18 protein-coding genes are annotated in these 21,169 nt (G+C 60.7%); 7 read left to right on the plus strand and 11 right to left on the minus strand.

Going from position 1 to position 21,169, the window contains the following annotated elements:
* Positions 1-27 precede the first annotated feature (27 nt).
* The 7 genes from CSQ91_RS04035 to CSQ91_RS04065 all read right to left on the minus strand — a co-directional run bounded on the left by CSQ91_RS04035 (position 28) and on the right by CSQ91_RS04065 (position 9,474).
* Positions 28-1,134 (minus strand): hypothetical protein, encoded by a 1,107-nt coding sequence (locus tag CSQ91_RS04035; protein ID WP_180278339.1) that lies wholly within the window; start codon positions 1,132-1,134, stop codon positions 28-30.
* Positions 1,135-1,191: 57 nt separating this feature from the next.
* Positions 1,192-2,067: a flagellin N-terminal helical domain-containing protein gene (locus tag CSQ91_RS04040; RefSeq protein ID WP_034787895.1), complete on the minus strand. Its 876-nt coding sequence runs from the start codon at positions 2,065-2,067 to the stop codon at positions 1,192-1,194.
* 181 nt (positions 2,068-2,248) lie between these two features.
* Positions 2,249-3,124 carry a flagellin N-terminal helical domain-containing protein gene (locus tag CSQ91_RS04045; protein WP_099387441.1) on the minus strand — a complete coding sequence of 292 codons (876 nt, stop codon included), beginning with the start codon at positions 3,122-3,124 and terminating at the stop codon, positions 2,249-2,251.
* A gap of 243 nt (positions 3,125-3,367) precedes the next feature.
* Positions 3,368-4,243, minus strand: a complete 876-nt coding sequence (locus tag CSQ91_RS04050; protein ID WP_099387442.1) for a flagellin N-terminal helical domain-containing protein — start codon at positions 4,241-4,243, stop codon at positions 3,368-3,370.
* A 142-nt stretch (positions 4,244-4,385) separates the two neighbouring features.
* Positions 4,386-5,114 (minus strand): acetyltransferase, encoded by a 729-nt coding sequence (locus tag CSQ91_RS04055; RefSeq protein WP_099387443.1) that lies wholly within the window; start codon positions 5,112-5,114, stop codon positions 4,386-4,388.
* Entirely contained in the window at positions 5,114-6,265 is a 1,152-nt protein-coding gene (locus CSQ91_RS04060) for a DegT/DnrJ/EryC1/StrS family aminotransferase (protein ID WP_180278340.1), read from the minus strand. Before CSQ91_RS04060 ends, CSQ91_RS04055 begins: the two co-directional genes overlap by 1 nt.
* On the minus strand, positions 6,265-9,474 hold the full coding sequence (locus tag CSQ91_RS04065) for a tetratricopeptide repeat protein (RefSeq protein ID WP_180278341.1): 3,210 nt from the start codon (positions 9,472-9,474) through the stop codon (positions 6,265-6,267). The genes CSQ91_RS04060 and CSQ91_RS04065 overlap by 1 nt, the downstream gene beginning before the upstream one ends.
* 273 nt (positions 9,475-9,747) lie before the next feature.
* Between CSQ91_RS04065 and CSQ91_RS04070 the strand changes: the two genes are divergently transcribed.
* On the plus strand, positions 9,748-10,410 hold the full coding sequence (locus CSQ91_RS04070) for an acetyltransferase (protein ID WP_099387446.1): 663 nt from the start codon (positions 9,748-9,750) through the stop codon (positions 10,408-10,410).
* A gap of 56 nt (positions 10,411-10,466) precedes the next feature.
* On the opposite strand, the gene CSQ91_RS04075 is transcribed toward CSQ91_RS04070, so the two are convergent.
* The gene (locus CSQ91_RS04075; RefSeq protein WP_174718100.1) at positions 10,467-12,143 is read right to left on the minus strand and encodes an electron transfer flavoprotein-ubiquinone oxidoreductase; all 1,677 of its coding nucleotides are present in this window, start codon (positions 12,141-12,143) and stop codon (positions 10,467-10,469) included.
* A 264-nt stretch (positions 12,144-12,407) separates the two neighbouring features.
* Between CSQ91_RS04075 and CSQ91_RS04080 the strand changes: the two genes are divergently transcribed.
* Positions 12,408-13,184 carry an SDR family oxidoreductase gene (locus CSQ91_RS04080; protein ID WP_034752351.1) on the plus strand — a complete coding sequence of 259 codons (777 nt, stop codon included), beginning with the start codon at positions 12,408-12,410 and terminating at the stop codon, positions 13,182-13,184.
* Positions 13,185-13,206: 22 nt separating this feature from the next.
* Here CSQ91_RS04080 and CSQ91_RS04085 read toward each other — a convergent pair whose 3' ends face one another.
* Entirely contained in the window at positions 13,207-13,773 is a 567-nt protein-coding gene (locus tag CSQ91_RS04085) for a LuxR C-terminal-related transcriptional regulator (RefSeq protein WP_034784217.1), read from the minus strand.
* Between the two features lie 147 nt (positions 13,774-13,920).
* On the opposite strand from CSQ91_RS04085, the gene CSQ91_RS04090 reads away from it, so the two are divergent.
* Together CSQ91_RS04090 and CSQ91_RS04095 are read left to right on the plus strand one after the other, a co-directional pair.
* Positions 13,921-14,622 carry a CoA transferase subunit A gene (locus CSQ91_RS04090; RefSeq protein ID WP_034784215.1) on the plus strand — a complete coding sequence of 234 codons (702 nt, stop codon included), beginning with the start codon at positions 13,921-13,923 and terminating at the stop codon, positions 14,620-14,622.
* A 20-nt stretch (positions 14,623-14,642) separates the two neighbouring features.
* On the plus strand, positions 14,643-15,293 hold the full coding sequence (locus CSQ91_RS04095; protein ID WP_070253603.1) for a CoA transferase subunit B: 651 nt from the start codon (positions 14,643-14,645) through the stop codon (positions 15,291-15,293).
* A gap of 50 nt (positions 15,294-15,343) precedes the next feature.
* Here the strand turns inward: CSQ91_RS04095 and CSQ91_RS04100 are convergent, their stop codons facing one another.
* A complete protein-coding gene (locus tag CSQ91_RS04100) occupies positions 15,344-15,754 on the minus strand; it encodes a DoxX family protein (RefSeq protein ID WP_070279819.1) in 411 nt (136 codons plus the stop codon).
* Positions 15,755-15,989: 235 nt separating this feature from the next.
* On the minus strand, positions 15,990-17,327 hold the full coding sequence (locus tag CSQ91_RS04105) for a dicarboxylate/amino acid:cation symporter (RefSeq protein WP_230521989.1): 1,338 nt from the start codon (positions 17,325-17,327) through the stop codon (positions 15,990-15,992).
* 215 nt (positions 17,328-17,542) lie between these two features.
* Between CSQ91_RS04105 and CSQ91_RS04110 the strand changes: the two genes are divergently transcribed.
* Genes CSQ91_RS04110 through CSQ91_RS04120 form a run of 3 tightly spaced genes read left to right on the plus strand, consistent with a single transcriptional unit; the run spans position 17,543 to position 21,122 of the window.
* On the plus strand, positions 17,543-18,424 hold the full coding sequence (locus CSQ91_RS04110) for an alpha/beta fold hydrolase (RefSeq protein WP_034784211.1): 882 nt from the start codon (positions 17,543-17,545) through the stop codon (positions 18,422-18,424).
* Positions 18,425-18,478: 54 nt separating this feature from the next.
* Positions 18,479-18,829 carry a RidA family protein gene (locus CSQ91_RS04115; protein WP_034784210.1) on the plus strand — a complete coding sequence of 117 codons (351 nt, stop codon included), beginning with the start codon at positions 18,479-18,481 and terminating at the stop codon, positions 18,827-18,829.
* 40 nt (positions 18,830-18,869) lie between these two features.
* On the plus strand, positions 18,870-21,122 hold the full coding sequence (locus CSQ91_RS04120; RefSeq protein WP_034784208.1) for a RelA/SpoT family protein: 2,253 nt from the start codon (positions 18,870-18,872) through the stop codon (positions 21,120-21,122).
* Positions 21,123-21,169: the final 47 nt, after the last annotated feature.

The following is a 21,169-nucleotide window of genomic DNA, read 5'->3' on the forward strand; positions in this document are numbered from 1 at the left end:
TTTTTATGCTGTATCAATACTGTTGCTTCAATCCTGTTCGTCGATGGGCGGCAGCAGGTCGTGCTCCTGGCCGTCGGCCAGCAGCAGTACGGTGCCGCCATGCGCCGTCTCGTCGTCGTCGCCATAGTCGTAACCGAGCGGCGCCGCCACTTCCTTCGAGATGGCGATGGTTTCCTCTTCGGCCGCCGCCGCGGCTTCGCTGGCGGCAGGCGCATCGGGATTGGCCGCCGCTTCCGCTTCCGGCTGCGTCAGCAGCAGCGCCACTTCGGCCATGGCGCGGAACAGGGCCAGCGACAGCGAGGCGGCGCCCGCCTGCATCGGGTAGTTGCCGTGCACGCGCTGCGCATGCAGCTGGCGGTTCAGGCGGCAGCGCACCACGCGCAGGCCCGCGCGCCGCACGGCGTCGGCGATCTCGGGCAGGGCCAGGCGCAAATGGCGCAATGCGGCTTCCTCGTCGGCGGCCAGTTCCAGCAGCACGCCGTCGCCGGCCGGCTCCATCTGGATCACGACCCGGCCGATGCCGATGACGATCAGTTCGACGCGCAGCGCCACCTTGCCGCGCCGCCTGGGCGTGGCATCTTCGTCTTCGTCGCTGGCCAGTACGCGCAGCAGCAGGCGCTGGCCGCCCCAGCCATACACGGCGAAGCGCCATGCTTCGCTGTCGACGCTCAAGGGCGGGCGGGCGCCTTCGCGCAGCAGGGCCGGTTGCTGCTCGGCCATGAACAGGTTGCCCGGCACGTGCTGGCCGCGCGCCTGCTCCTGCAGGGCCGCATATTGCTCGCCATACGTCTTGACCATCACGCGCCACGAGGCGGCCAGCTGCGCCGCGTCGGGCGGTTGCCAGACCAGCTGGCGCGTGAAGAACAGTTGATTGACCTGCATGGCGCTGCTGTCGCGCGGCATGGCGCCGCCCGTGCCATCGGCATTCGGCTTGATGAGGGACGCCAGGCTGTCCTGTCCCTTTTGTTGCAGCTGGGCGGGCAGGGTGCCGGCGTCCGGCGCTGGCGCCATGTAGGGGCCGATGGGCACCAGTGGCTGGACCACGCCCGGCACCATCGGCGTCGCGGGGCTGACGTCGAAGCGCTGGGTAATCAGGGGCACCGGGTTGCCCGATGAGATGCGGTCTATCGCCATGCCATTGCTTCCTGCTGATACATATTCATCCGATCCGCCATCTCGCCCTGCCAGTCACTATTGTAGTAAAGAAAGAATCAGCTTGCTCATGCTCTGGCTTTGCTTGAGCATGGCCGTGCTCGCTTGCAGCAGCATTTGCGCCGAGGTCATGTTGGCGCTTTCGGCCGCGTAGTCGACATCCATGATGCGGCCGATGGCGGCCCTGGTATTGGTGATCATGTTCGACAGGTTGTTGTAGACGTGTCCGAGCCGGTTCGCTGTGGCGCCCAGCGCCGAGCGCACGCTGCCGACCTTGTCGACGGCCGCCGCCAGCATGTCGATCATGCCGTTGGCGCTGCTGTTGCTGGCAAATTCGCTGCCGGCTGTGGCGCCTGGCGCGAAATTGACGGAGATCGCCTGCAGGGCGGCATCCAGGCCGGCCATGTCGCCCGCCACGTTGAACTGCATGGTCTCGCTGCCGGTGGCGCCGATCTGGAACGTCATGGCTTGCGACAGGGTGCCCTTGCCAGCGCTGCCGTTGCCCAGCAATAAAGTGCCGCCGTAGCGGGTGTTCGTCATCACGTTGTACAGCTCGGCGCCCAGCGCATCGTATTCGCCTTGCATGGCCTCGCGGTCCTTCTGGTTCGACGAGGCGTCCGCCGCCTGGGTGGCCAGGTCCTTCATGCGCACCAGCATGCTGGTGACTTCGCCAAACGCGCCTTCGGCCGTTTGCAGCAGGGAAGTACTGTTTTGCGTGTTGCGCATGGCCACGGCCATGCCGCTGGTCTGGGCGCTCAGCCTGGTGGCGATCTGCAAGCCTGCCGCATCGTCCATGGCCGAGTTGATGCGAAAACCGGTGGAGAGGCGCGTCATCGACGTCGACAGCATTTGCTGGGCCCAGCCCATGGCCCGCTGGGCTGACAGTGCGGCAGTATTGGTATGAATGCTCAGCACGCGGCGGCTCCAGTAGGCGATTGTTCGGTGTTCTACCTTGTATAGGCGACTATGCCGGCAACATCGTTAAACGTGATGGCAATTTAGTTCAAGATGCGGGAAATGCCAGACACGGCAGGCGAAAAAAAAGCCAGACCGGAGTCTGGCTTCGAGAGACTGGCCGCGAGCGGCCAAGTCACTATTATTGCAGCAGGGACATGACCATCGAGGACATGCTGTTGCTTTGTTTCAGCATCGCGGTGCCAGCTTGCAGCAGCATTTGCGACGACGTCATGTTCGAGCTTTCGGTAGCGAAGTCGGTGTCCATGATGCGGCCGGTAGCGGCTTTGGTGTTGGTGGCGATGTTCGACAAGTTGGTGTTGACGTGGTCCAGACGGTTGGCCGTCGCGCCCAGTGCCGAACGCAAGGTGCTGACGCTGTCGATGGCGGTGGCCAGCAGGCCGATGTTAGCGTTGGCGTTGGACGTCAGTTCCGTGGCGCCTGCCGCGGCGGCGCTCGAGAAGTTTGCGCTCAGGCCGGTCAGGGCGGCGTTCAGCGTGCTCAGGTTGCCGGAAACGTCGAACGTCATTTTTTCGGTCGAGCTGGCGCCGATCTGGAACGTCATCGACGTCGACAGCGTGCCGTCAGCTGCGGCGCTACCCTTGCCCAGCAGCTTGGTGCCGCCGAACGTGGTGTTGGTCATGACGTTGTACAGTTCCTGGCCCAACGCATTGTATTCAGCTTGCATGGCGGTCTTGTCGGCGCCGGTCGACGAGGCATCGGCTGCCTGGGTTGCCAGATCCTTCATGCGCACCAGCATGTTGGTCACTTCAGCGAACGCGCCTTCTGCCGTTTGCAGCATCGAGGTGCTGTTTTGCGTGTTGTTCATCGCAACGGTCATGCCGCTGGTCTGTGCTTTCAGGCGGGTGGCGATCTGCAGGCCGGCAGCATCGTCCATGGCCGAGTTGATGCGGAAGCCGGTACTCAGGCGCGTCATCGAGGTCGACAGTTTGGATTGGGTATTCGTGATCGAATTTTGTGCCGACAGGGAGGCAGCGTTGGTGTGAAGGCTCAGCATGGTGTCATTCCTAATTAGGTGGTTACGGTGAGGAGCGACGATTTATCTGCTCCTATCAGTACAAGACGACCGTGCCGCCGCCTTAATTAAATGCTTTAAGGAAATTTCTTAAAAAAAATGGTATTTGTTGCTTCGTCAGTCCGTCCGGTACGTGTTGTGGCATACCTGCGCCAGCTGCGCACGAAAAAAAAGCCAGACCGGAGTCTGGCTTCGAGAGTCTGGCCGCGAGCGGCCAAGTCCATATTATTGCAGCAGGGACATGACCATCGAGGACATACTGTTGCTTTGTTTCAGCATCGCGGTGCCAGCTTGCAGCAGCATTTGCGACGACGTCATGTTCGAGCTTTCGGTAGCGAAGTCGGTGTCCATGATGCGGCCGGTAGCGGCTTTGGTGTTGGTGGCGATGTTCGACAAGTTGGTGTTGACGTGGTCCAGACGGTTGGCCGTCGCGCCCAGTGCCGAACGCACGGTGCTGACGCTGTCGATGGCGGTGGCCAGCAGGCCGATGGAGGCGTTGGCACTGCTGGTCAGTTCGCTGGCGCCGGTCGACGCGGCCGACGAGAAGTTTTTGCTCAAGCCGTTCAGGGCCGTATTCAGCGAGGCCAGGTTGGTCGATACATCGAAGCTCATTTTCTCGGTCGAGCTTGCGCCGATCTGGAAGGTCATCGAGGTCGACAAGGTGCCTTTGGTTGCGGCGCTGCCATCGCCCAGCAGTGCTGTGCCGCCGAACGTGGTATTGGTCATGACGTTGTACAGTTCCTGGCCCAATGCATTGTATTCAGCTTGCATGGCGGTCTTGTCGGCGCCGGTCGACGAGGCATCGGCTGCCTGGGTTGCCAGATCCTTCATGCGCACCAGCATGTTGGTCACTTCAGCGAACGCGCCTTCTGCCGTTTGCAGCATCGAGGTGCTGTTTTGCGTGTTGTTCATCGCAACGGTCATGCCGCTCGTTTGTGCTTTCAGGCGGGTGGCGATCTGCAGGCCGGCAGCATCGTCCATGGCCGAATTGATACGGAAGCCGGTGCTCAGGCGCGTCATCGAAGTCGACAGTTTGGATTGGGTATTCGAGATCGAATTTTGTGCCGACAGGGAAGCAGCGTTGGTGTGAAGACTCAGCATGGTGTCATTCCTAATTGGGTGGTTATGGTGAGGAGCGACGGTTTATCTGCTCCTACCAGTACAAGACGACCATTCCTTCCGCTTTATTAAATGCCGCGTGGAAATATATTTTTTCTTTCCTTAGTGGCAAGTTGCATCAGGTTCAATCGGCCACGCCGCCGTGTTCCGCTTCCCATTGCTGGCGGCTGCTTTTCAGGATGTTAATGACCAGCAATGCCTTCGCTTCGTCAGCGCACAGGTCCTCCAGGAACATGGCGTTGTTGTTGCGTACCCATTCCAGCGGCATTTCCCACCAGGCCAGCTCCAGCAGCGCGGCACGGACTTTTTCCGTGAAGCGGTAGCGGATCAGGCGCGCTGGCGAACCCGCATAAATTCCATAGGGTTCCGAACGGAAATTCGGTGGCAGCAGCGAGCGGGCGCCGATGACGCAGCCGTTTTCGATCACGCTGCCGCCCAGCACCATTGCTTCGTCGCCGATCCAGACATCGTTCTTGATGACCGTGTCGGGATATTGTGGCGGCGGCAAATTTTTCAAGCCACCGCCGAGGATCGACAGCATGTACGTGGAGATGGTGCGCATTTCGTGCTGGCCATTGAGGATGAAACTCAGGCGCGAGCCGCCGGCCACATAGCGTCCGACACACAGGCTTTGCTGTCCGCCGTCATATTTCACCAGCGAACCAACGCCGAAACAGGAGCCGCGCCCTATGTAGAAGTGCCCGTGCGCCGGTTCCTGGTCCAGCCAGTCGCGGAAAAACTGATGGGGCAGGGTGCTGATGGCGCCATCCGTGTAGCCCAGTACCGTGAATTGCGCCGACCAGGGATGGCTCTCCGCCACGCCGGAAAAATTGGTTTCGGTGGAAATTTGCATCAGGCGATGTCTCGTATCGATTCTTGTTGTAGCGCGGGGGCGGCGATCATGGCGATAATGGCGTCCACGGTTGCCATCTCCAGGTCCGGATAGATCGGCAGGCAGATCACTTGCGATGACGCGAGGCGTGCTACGGGCAGATTTGCATGCGCCGCAGATGGCATGCCGCGATACATGGGGAAGTCGCTGATGAGCGGATAAAAGTAGCGGCGCGCGTAGATTTCCTGGTCGCGCAGCAACTGGAACAGGGCGTCGCGCGACAGCGGGTAGCCGGGACCCACCAGGATGGGGAAATACGCGTTGTTGGCGGCCTCGGCATCTCCTTGCTGCACGCAGGTGATGCCACCGATGCCGGCCAGTTGCTGGCGGTAATGCGCATCGATGGCCTTGCGCTTCTGGCGCGCGCCGTCAATGCCCTTGAGCTGCAGCAAGCCGAAGGCGGCATTGATTTCGCTCATCTTGCCATTGATGCCAGCTGCCACGACCGTGACTTCATCGACGAAGCCGAAGTTTTTCAGATGGTCGATGCGTTGCTTGGTCTTGGCGTCGGGGCAGACGATGGCGCCACCTTCGAAGGTGTTGAAGATCTTGGTGGCGTGAAAGCTGATCACGGAAAGGTCGCCGTGATTGAGCACGCTGCCGCCCCGGTGGCGCACACCGAACGCATGCGCCGCATCGTAGATTACCTTCAGATTGTAGTTGTCGGCAATTTTCTCGATGGCTTCGATATCGCATGGCCGGCCGTAGCAGTGCACGGGCATGATGGCGGTGGTCTGCGGCGTGATGGCGGCCTCGATCCTGGTCGGATCGAGGTTCAGGCTGTGCGGCTCGATGTCGGCAAAGACGGGTTTGATGTTGTTCCACAGCAGCGAATGAGCAGTAGCGACAAACGAATACGGCGTCGTGATGACTTCGCCGTTGATGCGCAGCGCCTGCAACGCCGTCATCAATGCCAGCGTGCCGTTGGCGAACAGGCAGATATGCTTGACGCCAAGGTAGTCGCACAGCGCCTGTTCCAGTTGCTGGTGGAAGGGGCCGCCATTGGTCAGGATCTTGTTGTCCCAGATCGTTTCCAGATACGGCAGGAAATCCTCCAGCGGCGGCAGCAGGGGCTGGGTGACATAGACTGGTTTGTTTTTTTGAGCGCTCATCATAATCCGATCGGCGGGTTGGGCACGGCCACGGGCGCTTCGAACGAAACTGGCGGCAAGCCTTCGCACCAGCGTTGCCAGGCCATGCGCAGGCCATTTTCCAGCCCTTCCGTGATCAGCTTGGGCTTGCCCAGGATCGAGCGCTCCAGGCGGTGACGCATGCTGAAACGGTAGGCGCCCAGCAGCATGGGGTTGGCCGCCATGGACACGCTCTTGCGCACGAAATCGTCTTCGTCGGTGGCGATGAAGTCATCGAGTTCGACCTGGCGCATGATCATGTTACCGGCGCGGCTAGGCATGGTGGGACCTGCCGTCGTGAGCGTGGGCACGCCCATCCACAGCGCATGCAGGGTCGTTGTGCTGCCGCAATACGGGAAGGCATCGAGGCAGATATCGATGCGGTGATGGATGGCCATGAATTGGGCCATGCTCGTGCGTCCCTCGAAGGTCAGGCGCTCCGGTGCAATGCCTTCTTCCGCGAACCAGGCCGCCAGTTGCGGCGGTGCTTCCGATTTCGGCATGGCCGCCACGATCATTTTGGCGTCGGGGACGGCGCGCAGTACCCTGGCCCAGCGCGCGATGACCTGGCGATTGATCTTGTTGGTGCGGTTGAAGCTGCCAAACGTGATATAGCCATTTGCCAATACGGGCGCCGGCTCAATGCTGGGCGCAAGCTCGGATGGCAGGAATGGCACGCAGGCGGGGAGCAGCATCAGTTTCTCGGAGAACTGGCTGCCCAATTCGTCCGGTGGTGTGAAGTACTGATCGCTCAGATAGTAATCGATCGCCTGCAGTCCCGTCGTGAGCGGGTAGCCGATCCAGCTGGCCTGGACTGGGGCGGGCTTGGCGGCAAACATGAGCAGCCGGTTCTTGCCCGTGTGTCCGGACAAATCGATCAGGATGTCGATGCCATCGTCGCGGATCAGCTGGCCCAGGTCCGGATCGGACAGGTGCTCGACCTGGCGCCAGTGGGGAATGACTTCCCGCAAGCGCTCCGTGATATCGTCGTTTTGCGGATTGTTATGGTAGGCATACAGTGACAGCCGGGCGCCATCGGCGATATTTTCCAAGATCGGGATGAGGAAATGCGGTACCGGATGGTTGAGCAGATCGCCTGACACGAAGCCTACCTTCAGGGTACGCAGCGGGTCGCGGGTATTGCTGTGCGGGAGCGTGCTCTTGATAACGTGTTTTTCGAAGGTATCGCTAAAGCGCTGATGCTCGGCAAACAGTGTCTCGGCGTCAATGTTGGCGCTATGCGACAGCAAGAACAGGTAGTTGCTGAACAGGGTTTCCCACAGCGGGCAAACGGCCAGCCCCTTGCGGCACGTTTCAATGGCTTCGTCTATCCGGCCGATATTGCTGAAAGTGGCGCTGATATTGACGTAGGCATCGCGATAGTCTGGGTTGATTGCCAGCGTCTTGTGATAGCACTCCAGGGCCAGCAGGGGTTCGTTCATGATCACATGGCAATTGCCGAGTGCAAAGTGAGCGCGATCGAATTCGGCGTCGATAGCGAGAGCAGCAAGATAACTTTGCTTGGCCAGTTCGATTTGATTCTGCGCCTGCTGTGTCGATCCCCGGTTAATGAGCGCCGAGGTGTTTTTTGGATTCAATTCCAGCGCGCGCGCGTACGCGGCGGTCGCTTCGTCGTATGCCTTCAATTCCTGTAGAACGACCCCGAGGTTGTTATGTGTCTCGCTATTGTCTGGCTCGTATTTAATTGCCTGGCGATATGACGTGACAGCTTGCTCGAAGCGCTTGATGTTGTTGTAGTAGTCGCCCAGATGCTTGTGCATTGCGGCGTTCTCAGGTGCCATATCGATGGCTTGCTGAAAGTACTTCAGCGCATTGTCCCTGTCCTCGGCGGCTCCGTAGGCGATGGCGAGCTGGGCGCTGGCTGGTCCATCGTCTGGTTGCAGGTGGTACGCACGCGTGCAGTACTCAATGGCTGCCGCGTAGTTTTTCTGTTTGCATTGAAGCAAGCCCAGATTACTTAGCGCCTGGGGGAAATCGCCATCGAGCGCGATCGCCTGTTCATACGCGGCGATTGCTTCCTCAGCTTTCCCCAGCCACTGAAGCGCGCGTCCCAGGTTATTGTGCAGCTTGGCGTCGTCCGTATGCAAAATGATGCCAGATTGGCAAATTTTCACCGCACTCTCGTACTCTCCGGCCTCATGCAGCGCCGCCGCCAGGTTGGCATGTGCCGCTTTGGTGTGTGGCGCCAGTTGCAGTACGGCCCGATAGCTGACGATGGCCGCTTGCCATTGCTTCAGGTCTAGCTGCGCATTGCCCAGATTCAGATAAATTTCCGCGTCGCCCGGCAGCAGTGCCAGCGCGCGTTGATAGCTCGCGATGGCTTCGGCGCCGCGTTGCATGAGCTGTAATGTGTTGCCGAGATTGAAATGACCCTTGGCGTAATCGGGACGCAACGCCAGCGCATGCCGGTAGGCCTGTTCGGCTTGCTCCAGCTTGCCTTGTGCCTGCAGCGCCGCCGCCAGGTTGCCGTGTGCCTCGACAAAGTCCGGATTCAGTTCCAGCGCCCGCGTATAGCAGGCGACGGCCTGCGCATACATGCCCCGCTCCTGCCACGCGGTGCCCAGGTTGCCATGCGCTTCGGCATCGTTGGGGGCCAGTTGCGCGGTTTTTTGCAGGGCCTCGAAGGCATCCTTGCCCTGTAATTGCATGGCGGTGCCCAGCACGCTCCAGGCAAAGTCCGACTCGGGGTAGCGCTGCGTCAGGGCGTGGCTGGCCACTTCCAGTTCGGCATGGTGGCCGGCTTGATACAACTCAATGACGTGCTGCGTTTCCTGCGCTGTCGGCGTGCTTGCGATCGCCGTTTCGATGCGGCTGCGCAAGCCCTGCGACTGTCCGTTGTCGAGGCCGCGCGCGATGGCCGCCGTGACGATCTCCAGCGCCTGTTCGCGTTCGCCCGCCTTGAGCAAGCCATCCGCATACGACAGCCAGAACTGGCCTTCGTCGGGGTTGACGGACAGCGCCTTGTGCAGATACGGCAAGCCGGCCTGGTATTGCCCGACCTGTCCCGCCAGCAAGCCCATATTATGGTTGGCAATGGCGTGATACGGTTGTGCCTGCAAAATCGCCAGGTAAAGCTCCTCCGCCTCGGCGTAGTGGCCAGCCTGGTGTTCGGTGATTGCCTGCTGTAATTCGGCGTCGAGGGGCACTGCGGGAAGGGCGTTTGCGTTCATGGGCTGGCGGCAGTTGAAATATTTAGCAGAGGGAATTGTAACTGGTGGGAGTGCTTCTGAGAAACTTTCCAGGTGGAATTTATCCAGGAATGCTGTCGCAATGCAAACTTGGTGTTGCAGGCTGGTCAAAGCGTGGGGAAAAGTGGCTGTTTTAAAAACCTTGCCGCCGAATGGGCCAGCTGTCTTGCGCTTGGCTGCTGGTATGATGCCCGGCATTGGCGCCATCCTTGAAGGATGGCTGCTGCCCGATATCGTTCACTTTTTAGCTCGAATATGCACAACATTTTGATAATCGGCTCATCGGGCCATGCGAAGGTCGTGATTGACGTCGTCGAACGACAGGGGTTGTTTCGCATTGCTGGCTTGATCGATGCGTTTCGCGCGGTTGGCGAGGAAACCTCGGGCTATCGCGTCCTTGGCGCCGAGTCTGATTTGCCGGTGCTGGTGGAACAGCTCGCCGTGGCAGGGGTGATAGTGGCCATTGGCGACAACTTTGTACGGGCAGGCGTGACAGCTCGCGTGGCGGCATTGTGCCCGCAACTGCCATTCGTCAGCGCCGTGCATCCGCAGGCAAGCGTCGCCAGGGTCGTGCGCATCGGTGCGGGTAGCGTGGTGATGGCGGGGGCAGTGATCAATCCCGGTTGCGACGTCGGGCAGGGCTGTATCGTCAATACGCGCGCCTCGCTGGATCACGATTCTGTGATGGAAGCATTTTCCAGCCTGGCGCCTGCTGCTGCGACAGGCGGCAGCTGCTTCATTGGCACCTGCAGCGCCCTGGGTATGGGCGCCTTGCTGCTGCAGCGCATGCGTATTGGCAGCCATTGCGTGGTCGGTGCCGGTGCCGTGGTGACGCGGCCCGTGGCCGATTTGTGCGTCAGTTATGGCGCGCCGGCAAAAACGATACGCGGCCGCCTGGCCGGCGACAAGTATCTGTAAGGTCGCGCTGCATGCCTTGCCGTTGACTTAGCGGCAAGGCACGCCAGACTACGGGTCTACATGTTCGGATAGTTCGGCCCGCCGCCGCCTTCCGGTGTCACCCACACGATGTTCTGCGTCGGATCCTTGATGTCGCAGGTTTTACAGTGCACGCAGTTCTGCGCATTGATCTGCAGGCGTTCGGCGCCGTCGTCGTTCTTCACGAACTCGTACACGCCGGCGGGACAGTAACGGGCTTCCGGACCCGCGTACGTGGCCAGGTTGACGTCGACGGGCACGCTGGCGTTCTTCAACGTCAGGTGGATCGGCTGGTCTTCCGCGTGGTTCGTGTTCGAGATGAACACGGACGACATCTTGTCGAAGGTCAGCTTGCCATCGGGTTTCGGATACACGATCTTTTTCGACTGGGCGGCCGGTTTCAGGCATTCGTGGTCGCCATGCGAGTGGTGCAGGGTCCACGGCGCCTTGCCGCGGAAGATCAGCTGGTCGATGCCCGTCATCAGGCTGCCCAAGTACAGGCCTTTCGACAGCCATGGCTTGACGTTGCGCGCCACGTGCAGCTCTTCATGCAGCCACGATTGTTCAAAGGCGACAGGGTAGCTCGTCAGTTCGTCGTGCTGGCGCTGTTCGCCCAACGCGCCGAAGGCCGCGTCCGCCGCCAGCATGCCGCTCTTGATGGCCGCGTGGCTGCCCTTGATGCGGCTCATGTTCAGGAAGCCCGCATCGCAGCCGATCAGCGCGCCGCCGGCAAACACCAGTTTTGGCAGCGATTGCAGGCCGCCGGCCGCAATCGCCCGCGCGCCGTACGAAATGCGCTTGCCGCCTTCGAAGAACTTGCGGATTTCCGGATGCGTCTTGTAGCGCTGGAATTCCTCGTACGGAGACAGGTACGGGTTTTCGTAGTTCAAGCCCACCACGTAGCCGACCATCACCTGGTTGTTTTCCAGGTGGTACAGGAAGGAGCCGCCGTAGGTCTTCGTGTCCAGCGGCCAGCCGCTCGAGTGGATCACCAGGCCCGGCTTGTGCTGGGCCGGGTCGATTTCCCACAATTCCTTGATGCCGATGCCGTAGGACTGCGGGTCCTTGCCGGCGTTCAAGTCATACTTGGCCATCAATTGCTTGCCCAGGTGGCCGCGCGCGCCTTCGGCGAACAGGGTGTACTTGGCATGCAATTCCATGCCCAGCTGGAAGTCGGGGCCCGGTTCGCCATCGCGCTTGACGCCCATGTTGCCGGTCGCCACGCCTTTCACGGAGCCGTCGTCGTTGTAGAGGATTTCCGCGGCAGGGAAGCCGGGGAATATTTCCACGCCCAGGTTTTCCGCCTGCTGGCCCATCCAGCGCACCACATTGCCCAGCGAGACGATGTAGTTGCCGTGGTTTTCAAAGCAGGCCGGCACGGCGAAGCCTGGCGTTTTATACGCTTTGGTTTCGGTCAGGAACAGGATGCGGTCTTCCGTCACTTCCGTGTTCAGGGGCGCGCCCAGTTCTTTCCAGTTTGGAATCAGTTCCGTCAGCGCTTTCGGGTCCATGATGGCGCCCGACAGGATATGCGCGCCCAGTTCGCCGCCTTTTTCCAGCACGCAGACGGACACTTCCTGGCTCTTTTCAGCGGCCAGCTGCTTCAGGCGGATCGCCGCGGCCAAGCCTGCGGGGCCACCGCCGACGATCACCACGTCATACTCCATGGTTTCGCGCGGTCCGTACTGTTCAACTAAGTTATTAGGCTGTGTCATGGTCTCGATTTATAGTCACTCAATTAGGTAGCAAGGATAGGGAATAAAGCATCATCGGGGAAATTTAAGCACGAGTGTGCTTGTTTTTGACGAGGATTGCAACTTTGGCGCCATTTTGCGTGACATTGCCCCTCGCCGCAATCTAAATCCGGCCATTTTGTGTAATGATGGCGTTTACCTTTGCTCAAGTGCGATGCGGGGTATTTTGCCCCTGTGCCAGTGGCACGGCGTAAAGTGTTATCTAAAATAAAACAGGAGTAGCTCGTGGGCATAGAAGTCAATTTCGAGGGCAAGATTGCCCTGATTACCGGCGCATCGAGCGGCCTCGGCGCGCGCTTTGCGAAAGTGCTGGCCCAGGCTGGCGCACAGGTCGTGCTGGCGTCGCGCCGCACCGAACGCCTGAAGGAATTGCGCGCCGAGATCGAAGCGGACGGCGGCGCCGCGCACGTGGTGTCGCTCGATGTGACCGATTTCGCCAGCATCAAGTCGGCCATCGCGCATGCGGAAACGGAAGCGGGCCCCATCGATATCCTCGTCAACAATTCCGGTGTCTCCACCACGCAACGCCTGGTCGACGTCACGCCCGAAGATTACTCGTTCGTGATGGACACCAACCTGCGCGGATCGTTCTTCGTGGCCCAGCAAACGGCCAAGCGCATGATCGCGCGCGCCAAGGGCGACCCGAAGAAACAGCACCGCATCATCAATATCGCCTCGATGGCAGGCTTGCAGGTGCTGCCGCAGATCGGCGTGTACTGCATGAGCAAGGCGGGCATGGTGCACATGACGCGCGCCATGGCGGTGGAGTGGGGCAAGTACGGCATCAACACGAACGCCATCTGCCCCGGCTATATTTCCACGGAAATCAATGAAGATTACTTTGCCACCGAGCAGGGCAAGAAGCTGATCGAAATGCTGCCGAATAAACGTCCGGGCAAGCCGGAAGACCTCGACGGCCTGCTGCTGTTGCTGGCGGGCGAGGATTCGCATTTCATCAATGGCGCCATTATTTCTGCAGACGGTGGAATGAGTACCTTCTAAGGCACCGGCTTGCGCTGCAGCCCTAGCGCTGCAGCTGCAACCCCACCAGCTTGTGCACCAGCTCCGACGAGGTCGAAGCGGCGAACTTGCGCATCAGCTTGGCACGGTGCATTTCCACCGTGCGGGGGCTGAGGTCGATCTGGCGGGCGATGACCTTGCTGGTCTTGCCTTCGACCAGCAGGGCGGCGATTTCGCGCTCGCGCGGGGTCAGCTCCGCCGTCACGGGACGTTTTTCGCTGACATCCTCGAACGTCCAGATGCCCGGCCCCAGCGGCTGTGCGGCCAGCATGGCGTGGCCCGTGACGTGGCACCAGAACAATTCACCATTACTGCGGCGCATGATGCGCTCGTCCGAATAGCGTCCCTTGGCGTTCATGATGGGGATGATGCGGTCACCCGTGCGCAGGAATTCATCGTGCGTGGGGTAGAGTACTTCGAACGACTGGTCGTCCAGCTGGGCGCGCGCATAGCCGAACATGGCTGCCAGCGCTTCGTTGCAGCTGCGCATGATGCGGTTTTCCGACATGCACATGCCCACGGGCGCGTGCAGGAAGATGCTTTCATAATCGATGGCTGACGCGGCGTTCATCTGATACGTATCACTCTCACAGGGGGATTGCCGGCACGGCGCCGGTAGTTCTACGGTATTGTACTTTCCACTCGCGTATTTTATGCTGAGTCGCTGCCTGAGTCATGGACTCAAGACCAAAGCTTAACAAAAGATAGAGGGACACCCATGAATAAAGTTTATCCTGACGCCGCCTCGGCGCTGGCCGGTATCGTCCAAGATGGCCAGACCATCGCCGTCGGCGGCTTCGGCCTGTGCGGCATTCCCGAAGCCCTGATCGGCGCCTTGCGCGATTCGGGCGTGACGGGCCTGACGGCCATTTCGAATAACGCCGGCGTGGATGGCTTCGGCCTGGGCCAGCTGCTGACCACGCGCCAGATCAAGAAAATGATCGCCTCCTATGTGGGCGAAAACAAGGAATTCGCGCGCCAGTACCTGGCTGGCGAGCTGGAACTGGAATTCACCCCGCAAGGCACCCTGGCCGAAAAACTGCGGGCCGGCGGCGCGGGCATTCCCGCCTTCTTCACCAAGACGGGCGTGGGCACCATCGTTGCCGACGGCAAGGAGCTGCGCGAATTCGATGGCGAGCAATACGTGATGGAACGCAGCCTGGTGGCCGATGTGTCGCTGGTGAAAGCCTACATGGCCGACCGCGCGGGCAATTTGGTCTATCGCAAGACGGCGCGCAATTTCAACCCGAACGTGGCCATGGCCGGCAAGATCACCATCGTCGAAGTGGAAAAACTGGTTGAAGTGGGCGAGATCGACCCGGACCAGGTCCACACGCCGAGCATCTTCGTGCACCGCATCGTGGTCAACGCGAACCCGGAAAAACGCATCGAGCAGCGCACCGTGCGCACTGAAGCATAAAAAAGAATACGGAGAACATCATGGCTTGGACTAGAGACGAAATGGCCGCGCGCGCGGCGAAAGAATTGCAGGATGGCTTTTATGTGAACCTGGGCATCGGCTTGCCGACCCTGGTGGCGAACTATGTGCCGGAGAATATCGAAGTGTTCCTGCAGTCGGAAAACGGCTTGCTGGGCATCGGCCCGTTCCCCACGGACGATGAGGTCGATGCGGACCTGATCAACGCGGGCAAGCAGACGGTGACGGCCTTGCCGGGCGCAGCCTACTTCAGCTCGGCTGATTCGTTTGGCATGATTCGTGGCGGCAAGATCAACCTGGCCATCCTGGGCGCCATGCAAGTGTCGGAAAAGGGCGACCTGGCGAACTGGATGATTCCGGGCAAGATGGTCAAGGGCATGGGCGGCGCGATGGACCTCGTCGCCGGCGTCAAGCGCGTCGTCGTGCTGATGGAACACGTGGCCACGGCCAAGGATGGCACGACGTCGCACAAGCTGCTGAAGCAGTGCGACTTGCCACTGACGGGCGTGGGCGTGGTCGACGTCATCATCAGCGACCTGGGCGTCATCGACGTGACGGAAAACGGCCTGAAACTGGTGGAACTGGCGCCGGGCGTGACCAAGGAACAAGTGCAAGAGGCCACGGGCGCTGAGCTGGACGTGTCGGCCGTATAAATGGCTTGTTGTATGGAATAAAAGGGCGGACAGCGATGTCCGCCCTTTTTTTATGCGCCGGTCTTACCGCGCAGCCCGTCCAGGCTGTAGGCGCCACCGCCCGCTGCCGCGAAATACAGGAAGGTGAAGCAGTACATCACGGCCATTTCGCCACCGTTCAGGATCGGCAGGAAACCGGCTGGCGCATGCGCCATGAAGTAGGCGGCCGCCATCTGGCCCGACAGGATGAAGGCGACGGGGCGCGTAAACAGGCCGACCAGCAGCAAGGTGCCGCCGACCAGCTCGATGACGCCGGCCGCCCCCATCACGGAAAACAGTTGCAGGCCGTCGAACATTGCCACATGCGGCGCGCCGAACAGTTTGGCCGTGCCGTGTTGCAGGAAGAGGAAACCGAGGATGATGCGCAGCACGCCCAGCAGGCGTGGACTCCAGGTGGCGTAGAAGGCGGGCGAGAGGGACATGACGTACTCCATTCAAAAGTGAGGATGGTTCGGTGTCAGGCTTGCATTAACGCAATGTCATTATGCGGGAGCTTGCGGGCGAACAGTGTTGTAACTGTAATTATTTTTGATTCATTGATCATCAAGTGAAATATTGATGCATGATTTACTGTGGGTTGATGATGCGATAAGATGCGCGCGCCATGAAAAAAGCCCCGCAGATCGCTCTGCGGGGCTTTTCAATGAAGAGTACGGCTTACTTGACGATATTCACGGCCGGGGCGACGTACGCGTCGTCGGTCGGGTGGGTGGGATGGGCCAGTTCGCTGTGCAGCTTGTCCATGTCCAGTTCTTTTTCCCATTTCGACACGACGATGGTGGCCACGCCGTTGCCCACGAAATTCGTCAGCGCGCGGCATTCGCTCATGAAGCGGTCGATGCCCAGGATCAGCGCCATGCCGGCCACGGGGATGGTCGGCACCACGGCCAGGGTGGCGGCCAGGGTGATGAAGCCGGCGCCCGTGATGCCGGACGCGCCTTTCGAGGTCAGCATCGCCACGCCCAGGATGGTGAGCTCTTGCCAGATCGTCAGTTCCGTGTTGGTGGCTTGTGCCACGAACAGGGCCGCCATGGTCATGTAGATGTTGGTGCCGTCCAGGTTGAACGAGTAGCCGGTAGGCACGACCAGGCCGACCACCGGTTTCGAGCAGCCGAGGCGCTCGAGTTTTTTCATCAGGGCCGGCAGGGCCGATTCCGACGAGCTGGTACCGAGCACGATCAGCAGTTCTTCTTTGATGTACAGCAAGAAGCGGCCGATCGAGAAGCCCGTGTACTTGGCGATCAGGCCCAGCACGACGAAGACGAACAGGAAGCAGGTCAGGTAGAACGAACCCATCAGTTTAGCCAGCGGGATCAGCGAAGCCAGGCCGTATTTGCCGATGGTAAATGCCATCGCGCCGAACGCGCCGACAGGGGCGACTTTCATGATGATGTTGACCATGCCGAAGATGGCGTGCGACAGCTCGTCGATCAGCTTGGTGACGGGACGGCCGCGCTCGCCCAGCAGGGACAGCGAGAAGCCGAACAGGATGGCGATCAGCAGCACTTGCAGGATGTCGCCCTTGGCGAACGCATCGACGAAAGTCTTCGGGATGATGTTCATCAGGAAATCGATGGTCGTCATGCCTTCGGCGTGCGTGTATTGCGCGATCGACTTGGCGTCCAGGTGGGCCGGATCGGCGTTGAAGCCGGCGCCCGGTTTGAGGATGTTGGCAACCAGCAAACCGATGGCCAGCGCGAAGGTGGAGACCACTTCGAAGTAGATCAGGGCCTTGCCGCCCACGCGGCCGATCTTCTTGACGTCCTGCATGCCGGCGATGCCGGAGACGACGGTACAGAAGATCACCGGGGCGATGATCATCTTGATCAGTTTGATAAAGCCGTCGCCCAGCGGTTTCATGTCGACAGCGTTGGAAGGGTAGAACACGCCCAGCAGCACGCCGGCCACGATGGCGAACAGCACCTGCACGTACAGGATTTTATAGAATGGTTTTTTCACGAGTGGTCTCCTCTTGCGGGTTGATGCTGCGATCATCCACTCATTGCCAGGCCGCCTCAATTGTGGATAACCGCAGATATGCATTTTCGCTATATCGGGTATTGCGCCATGGCTGGCGTGCTGCGCCGCAGCATTTCAGGCGTGCGCTTGGAGCATTGCCCGCGCTGCGCTACACTGCCGTAGCGTCGCGCGCGGGACACCCCATGGCAGGCAGGAAGCGGTGCTCTTTTTATATCGAATAAGGAATTGGCATGATCGAAGCGAGCATCAAATCCGTCCAGTGCATCTCCCCCGCAGGCTTGCACACCATGTCGTACAAGGAGTGGGGCGCGGCGGACAATCCGAACGTGCTCGTCTGCGCCCACGGCGTGACGCGCGTGGCGGACGACTTCGACAACCTGGCGCGCGCCATGGCCAGCGATTACCGCGTGATCTGCCCCGATGTGGTGGGACGCGGGCGCTCGGGCTGGCTGGCCAATCCCCAGTTCTACCGCGTGCCGCAATATGTGAGCGACATGGTGACCCTGCTGGCGCGCGTGCTGGCCAATGGCGAGCGCCAGACGGTGGACTGGTTCGGTACGTCGATGGGCGGCTTGATCGGCCTGGGCCTGGCATCGTTGCCGAACAGCCCGATCAGCAAGCTGGTGCTGAACGATATCGGCCCGACCCTGGCGCCGGAAGCCTTGCAGCGCATCGGCGACTACATCGGCCAGGACTTGCGTTTCGAGACATTTGAACAGGGCGCCAAGTTCGTGCGCGACGTGTCCGCCAGCTTCGGCCCGCACACGGACGCGGAATGGCATAAACTGGCGGTGGATGTGTTGCGTCAGGATAAGGATGGTCACTGGCGCCGCCACTATGATATGGGACTGGCCATGCCGTTTCGCTCGGCCACGCCGGAATCGGCGGCCAGCGACGAAGCCATGCTGTGGGCCGCGTATGATGCCGTGCGTTGCCCCACCTTGCTGGTGCGCGGGTCGGAATCCGATCTGCTGTCGCACGAAACGGCGCAAAGCATGCTGGGCCGCGGCCCGAAGGCGGAGCTGGTGGAAATCGCCGGCGTGGGCCATGCGCCCACTTTTGTCCACGATGACCAGATCGCCATCGCCCGCAAGTTTTTGCTGGGCAAATAAGAAGGCAACAAGCAATAACGCTGTACAGATTTTGAAACAACCGAAAGAAGAAGCATGGAAATTACACGACTGCACGTAGGCAAACGCCTCTCCGAAGTAGCCATACACAACAACACCATCTACCTGGCGGGCCAGATCGCGGAAGACACCACGCAGGGTATCGTCGGCCAGACGCGCGAAGTGCTCGGCCATGTCGACCGTCTGCTGATGGAAGCGGGCAGCGACAAGACTTGCATCCTGTCGTGCCAGATCTACATCGCCGACATGAAGGATTTTCCCGGCATGAATGAAGTGTGGGACGACTGGGTGGCTTCCGGCCACACGCCGCCGCGCGCCACGGTGGAAGCGAAGCTGGCCAATCCGGCATGCCTGGTTGAAATCGTCATCATCGCTGCAGAACGTTAAGTCATCAAGTTGTTGAGTTATTAAGTTTAAAAGGTAATACATGGTTTCCATCTCGGCCCCGAATAGCGTCACCTCGGAACAACTGGTAGAGGGCTTGAGTGCGCCGGACAGTGCGCGCGTGCTGGACGCGCTCGCGTATGCCACCGAAGCGTATGGCGACAAGCTGACCTTTGCCGGCCGCTCCGCGCTGGACTTCGCCGTCGGCGTGGCCACCACCCTGGCTTTCCTGCGCAGCGATGCGGAAACGCGTATCGCCGGCCTGATGTTCGAGCTGACCCTGTTGGAACCGGACACGGCGGCCGACATCGAGCCGCGCTTCGGCAAGCAGGTGTGCGACCTGGCGACAGGCGTGCGCCAGCTGATCCGCTTGCGCGCGCTGACCCAGGCGCAGCACGGCAGCGCTGGCGGGCGCGGCAAGAATGCGGCGCAGCAAGCCGTGGCCCAGGTGGAAACCCTGCGCAAGATGTTGCTGGCGATGGCTTCCGACATGCGCGTCGTGCTGGTGCGCCTGGCTTCCTGCGTGACGACCTTGCGCTATTTCGCCGAGTTGAAATTGTTCAATGAAATGACGCGCGAGTACGGCAAGGAAACCCTGGACCTGTACGCGCCGCTGGCCAACCGCCTCGGTATCTGGCAGCTGAAGTGGGAGCTGGAAGACTTGTCGTTCCGCTTCATCGAGCCGGAAGCGTACAAACGCATCGCCAAGATGCTGGAAGAAAAGCGCATGATGCGCGAGGGCTTCGTGTCCTCGGCGATTCTGCGCCTGCAGACGGAGCTGGCCTCGGCCGGTATCCAGGCGGAAGTGTTTGGCCGCCCGAAACACATTTACAGCATCTGGAACAAGATGCGCGGCAAGGAACTCGATTTCACGGCCCTGTACGATGTGCGCGCCTTCCGCGTCATCGTTGCCGACGTGAAGACTTGCTACACGGTGCTGGGCGTGGTCCACAATATCTGGACCCCCATCCCGAAAGAATTCGACGATTACATTTCGCGGCCGAAACCGAACGGTTACCAGTCGCTGCACACGGTGGTGACGGCCGAGGATGGCCGTCCGCTGGAAGTGCAAATCCGCACGAATGAAATGCACAGCTTTGCCGAATACGGCGTGGCGGCGCACTGGCGCTACAAGGAAGAGGGCGGTTCGAACTTTGCCGGCCAGAAATACGACGAAAAGATCGCCTGGCTGCGCCAGCTGCTGGCCTGGAAAACCGAGGTCGCCGACGCCGTCGTGGGCCAGGAAGAAATCCAGCGCGAATGGGTGGAAAAGCTGAAATCCGCCACCTTGGACGACCGCATCTTCGTCATGACGCCGCAGGCGCGGGTGCTGGAATTGCCCGTGGGCGCCACGCCCGTCGATTTTGCGTATCACTTGCACACGGACGTGGGCCACCGCTGCCGCGGCGCCAAGGTCGACGGCATCATGGTGCCCCTGAATACCCAGCTGAAAAACGGCCAGACCTGCGAAATCATCACGGCCAAGGGCGCACCGGGCACGGCCGGGCCGTCGCGCGACTGGCTCAGCGCCGGCTACGCCGTCAGCACGCGCACGCGCTCGAAGATCCGTGCCTGGTTCCACGCCATCGACATGCAGGAAACCCTGGCCCACGGCCGCGCGCTGGTGGAGAGATCCTTGCAGCGCGAAGGCAAGACGGCCGTCAACCTCGAGGCGCTGGCGCAAAAGCTGGGCTTTGCCAAGGTCGACGAACTGTTCCTGTCTGTCGGCAAGGATGAATTCAGCCTGCGCCATGTGGAGCAGGCGCTGCACGACAATGGCGAAGTGGTGGTGCCGGAAGACGCCGTGCTGGTCGGCAAGAGCCGCGCTTCCAGCGTGGAGCAGGGCGCCAAGTCCGGCGTGCTGGTGGTGGGGACGGAAGGCTTGATGACGGTGCTGGCCAAGTGCTGCAAGCCGGCGCCGCCGGACAGCATCGTCGGTTTTGTGACGCGCGGCAAGGGCGTCTCCATCCACCGCGCCACGTGCAAGAACTTCGAGGAAATGCGCGCCAAGTCGCCCGAGCGCGTGATCTTCACGGAATGGGGCAGCACGGGCGGGCACGACACCGTGTATCCGGTCGATATCTTCATCCTGGCCGGCGACCGCCAGGGCTTGCTGCGCGACATCTCCGAAATCTTCTCGCGCGAAAAGATCAACGTGATCGGCGTGAATACCCAAAGCGCCAAGGGCCAGGCCCGCATGACCTTTACGGCCGAGATCAGTTCGACGGCGCAGTTGTTGAAGGCGCTGAATGTGATCAAGGATGTCAGTGGGGTGCTGGAAGCGCGACGTAGTTGACGCCTGACCAAACCTACTGCGCGTCGGTATAGGCGGCCTGCGATGCT

Source organism: Janthinobacterium sp. BJB301, from assembly GCF_002735685.1.
GTDB lineage: Bacteria > Pseudomonadota > Gammaproteobacteria > Burkholderiales > Burkholderiaceae_D > Janthinobacterium > Janthinobacterium lividum.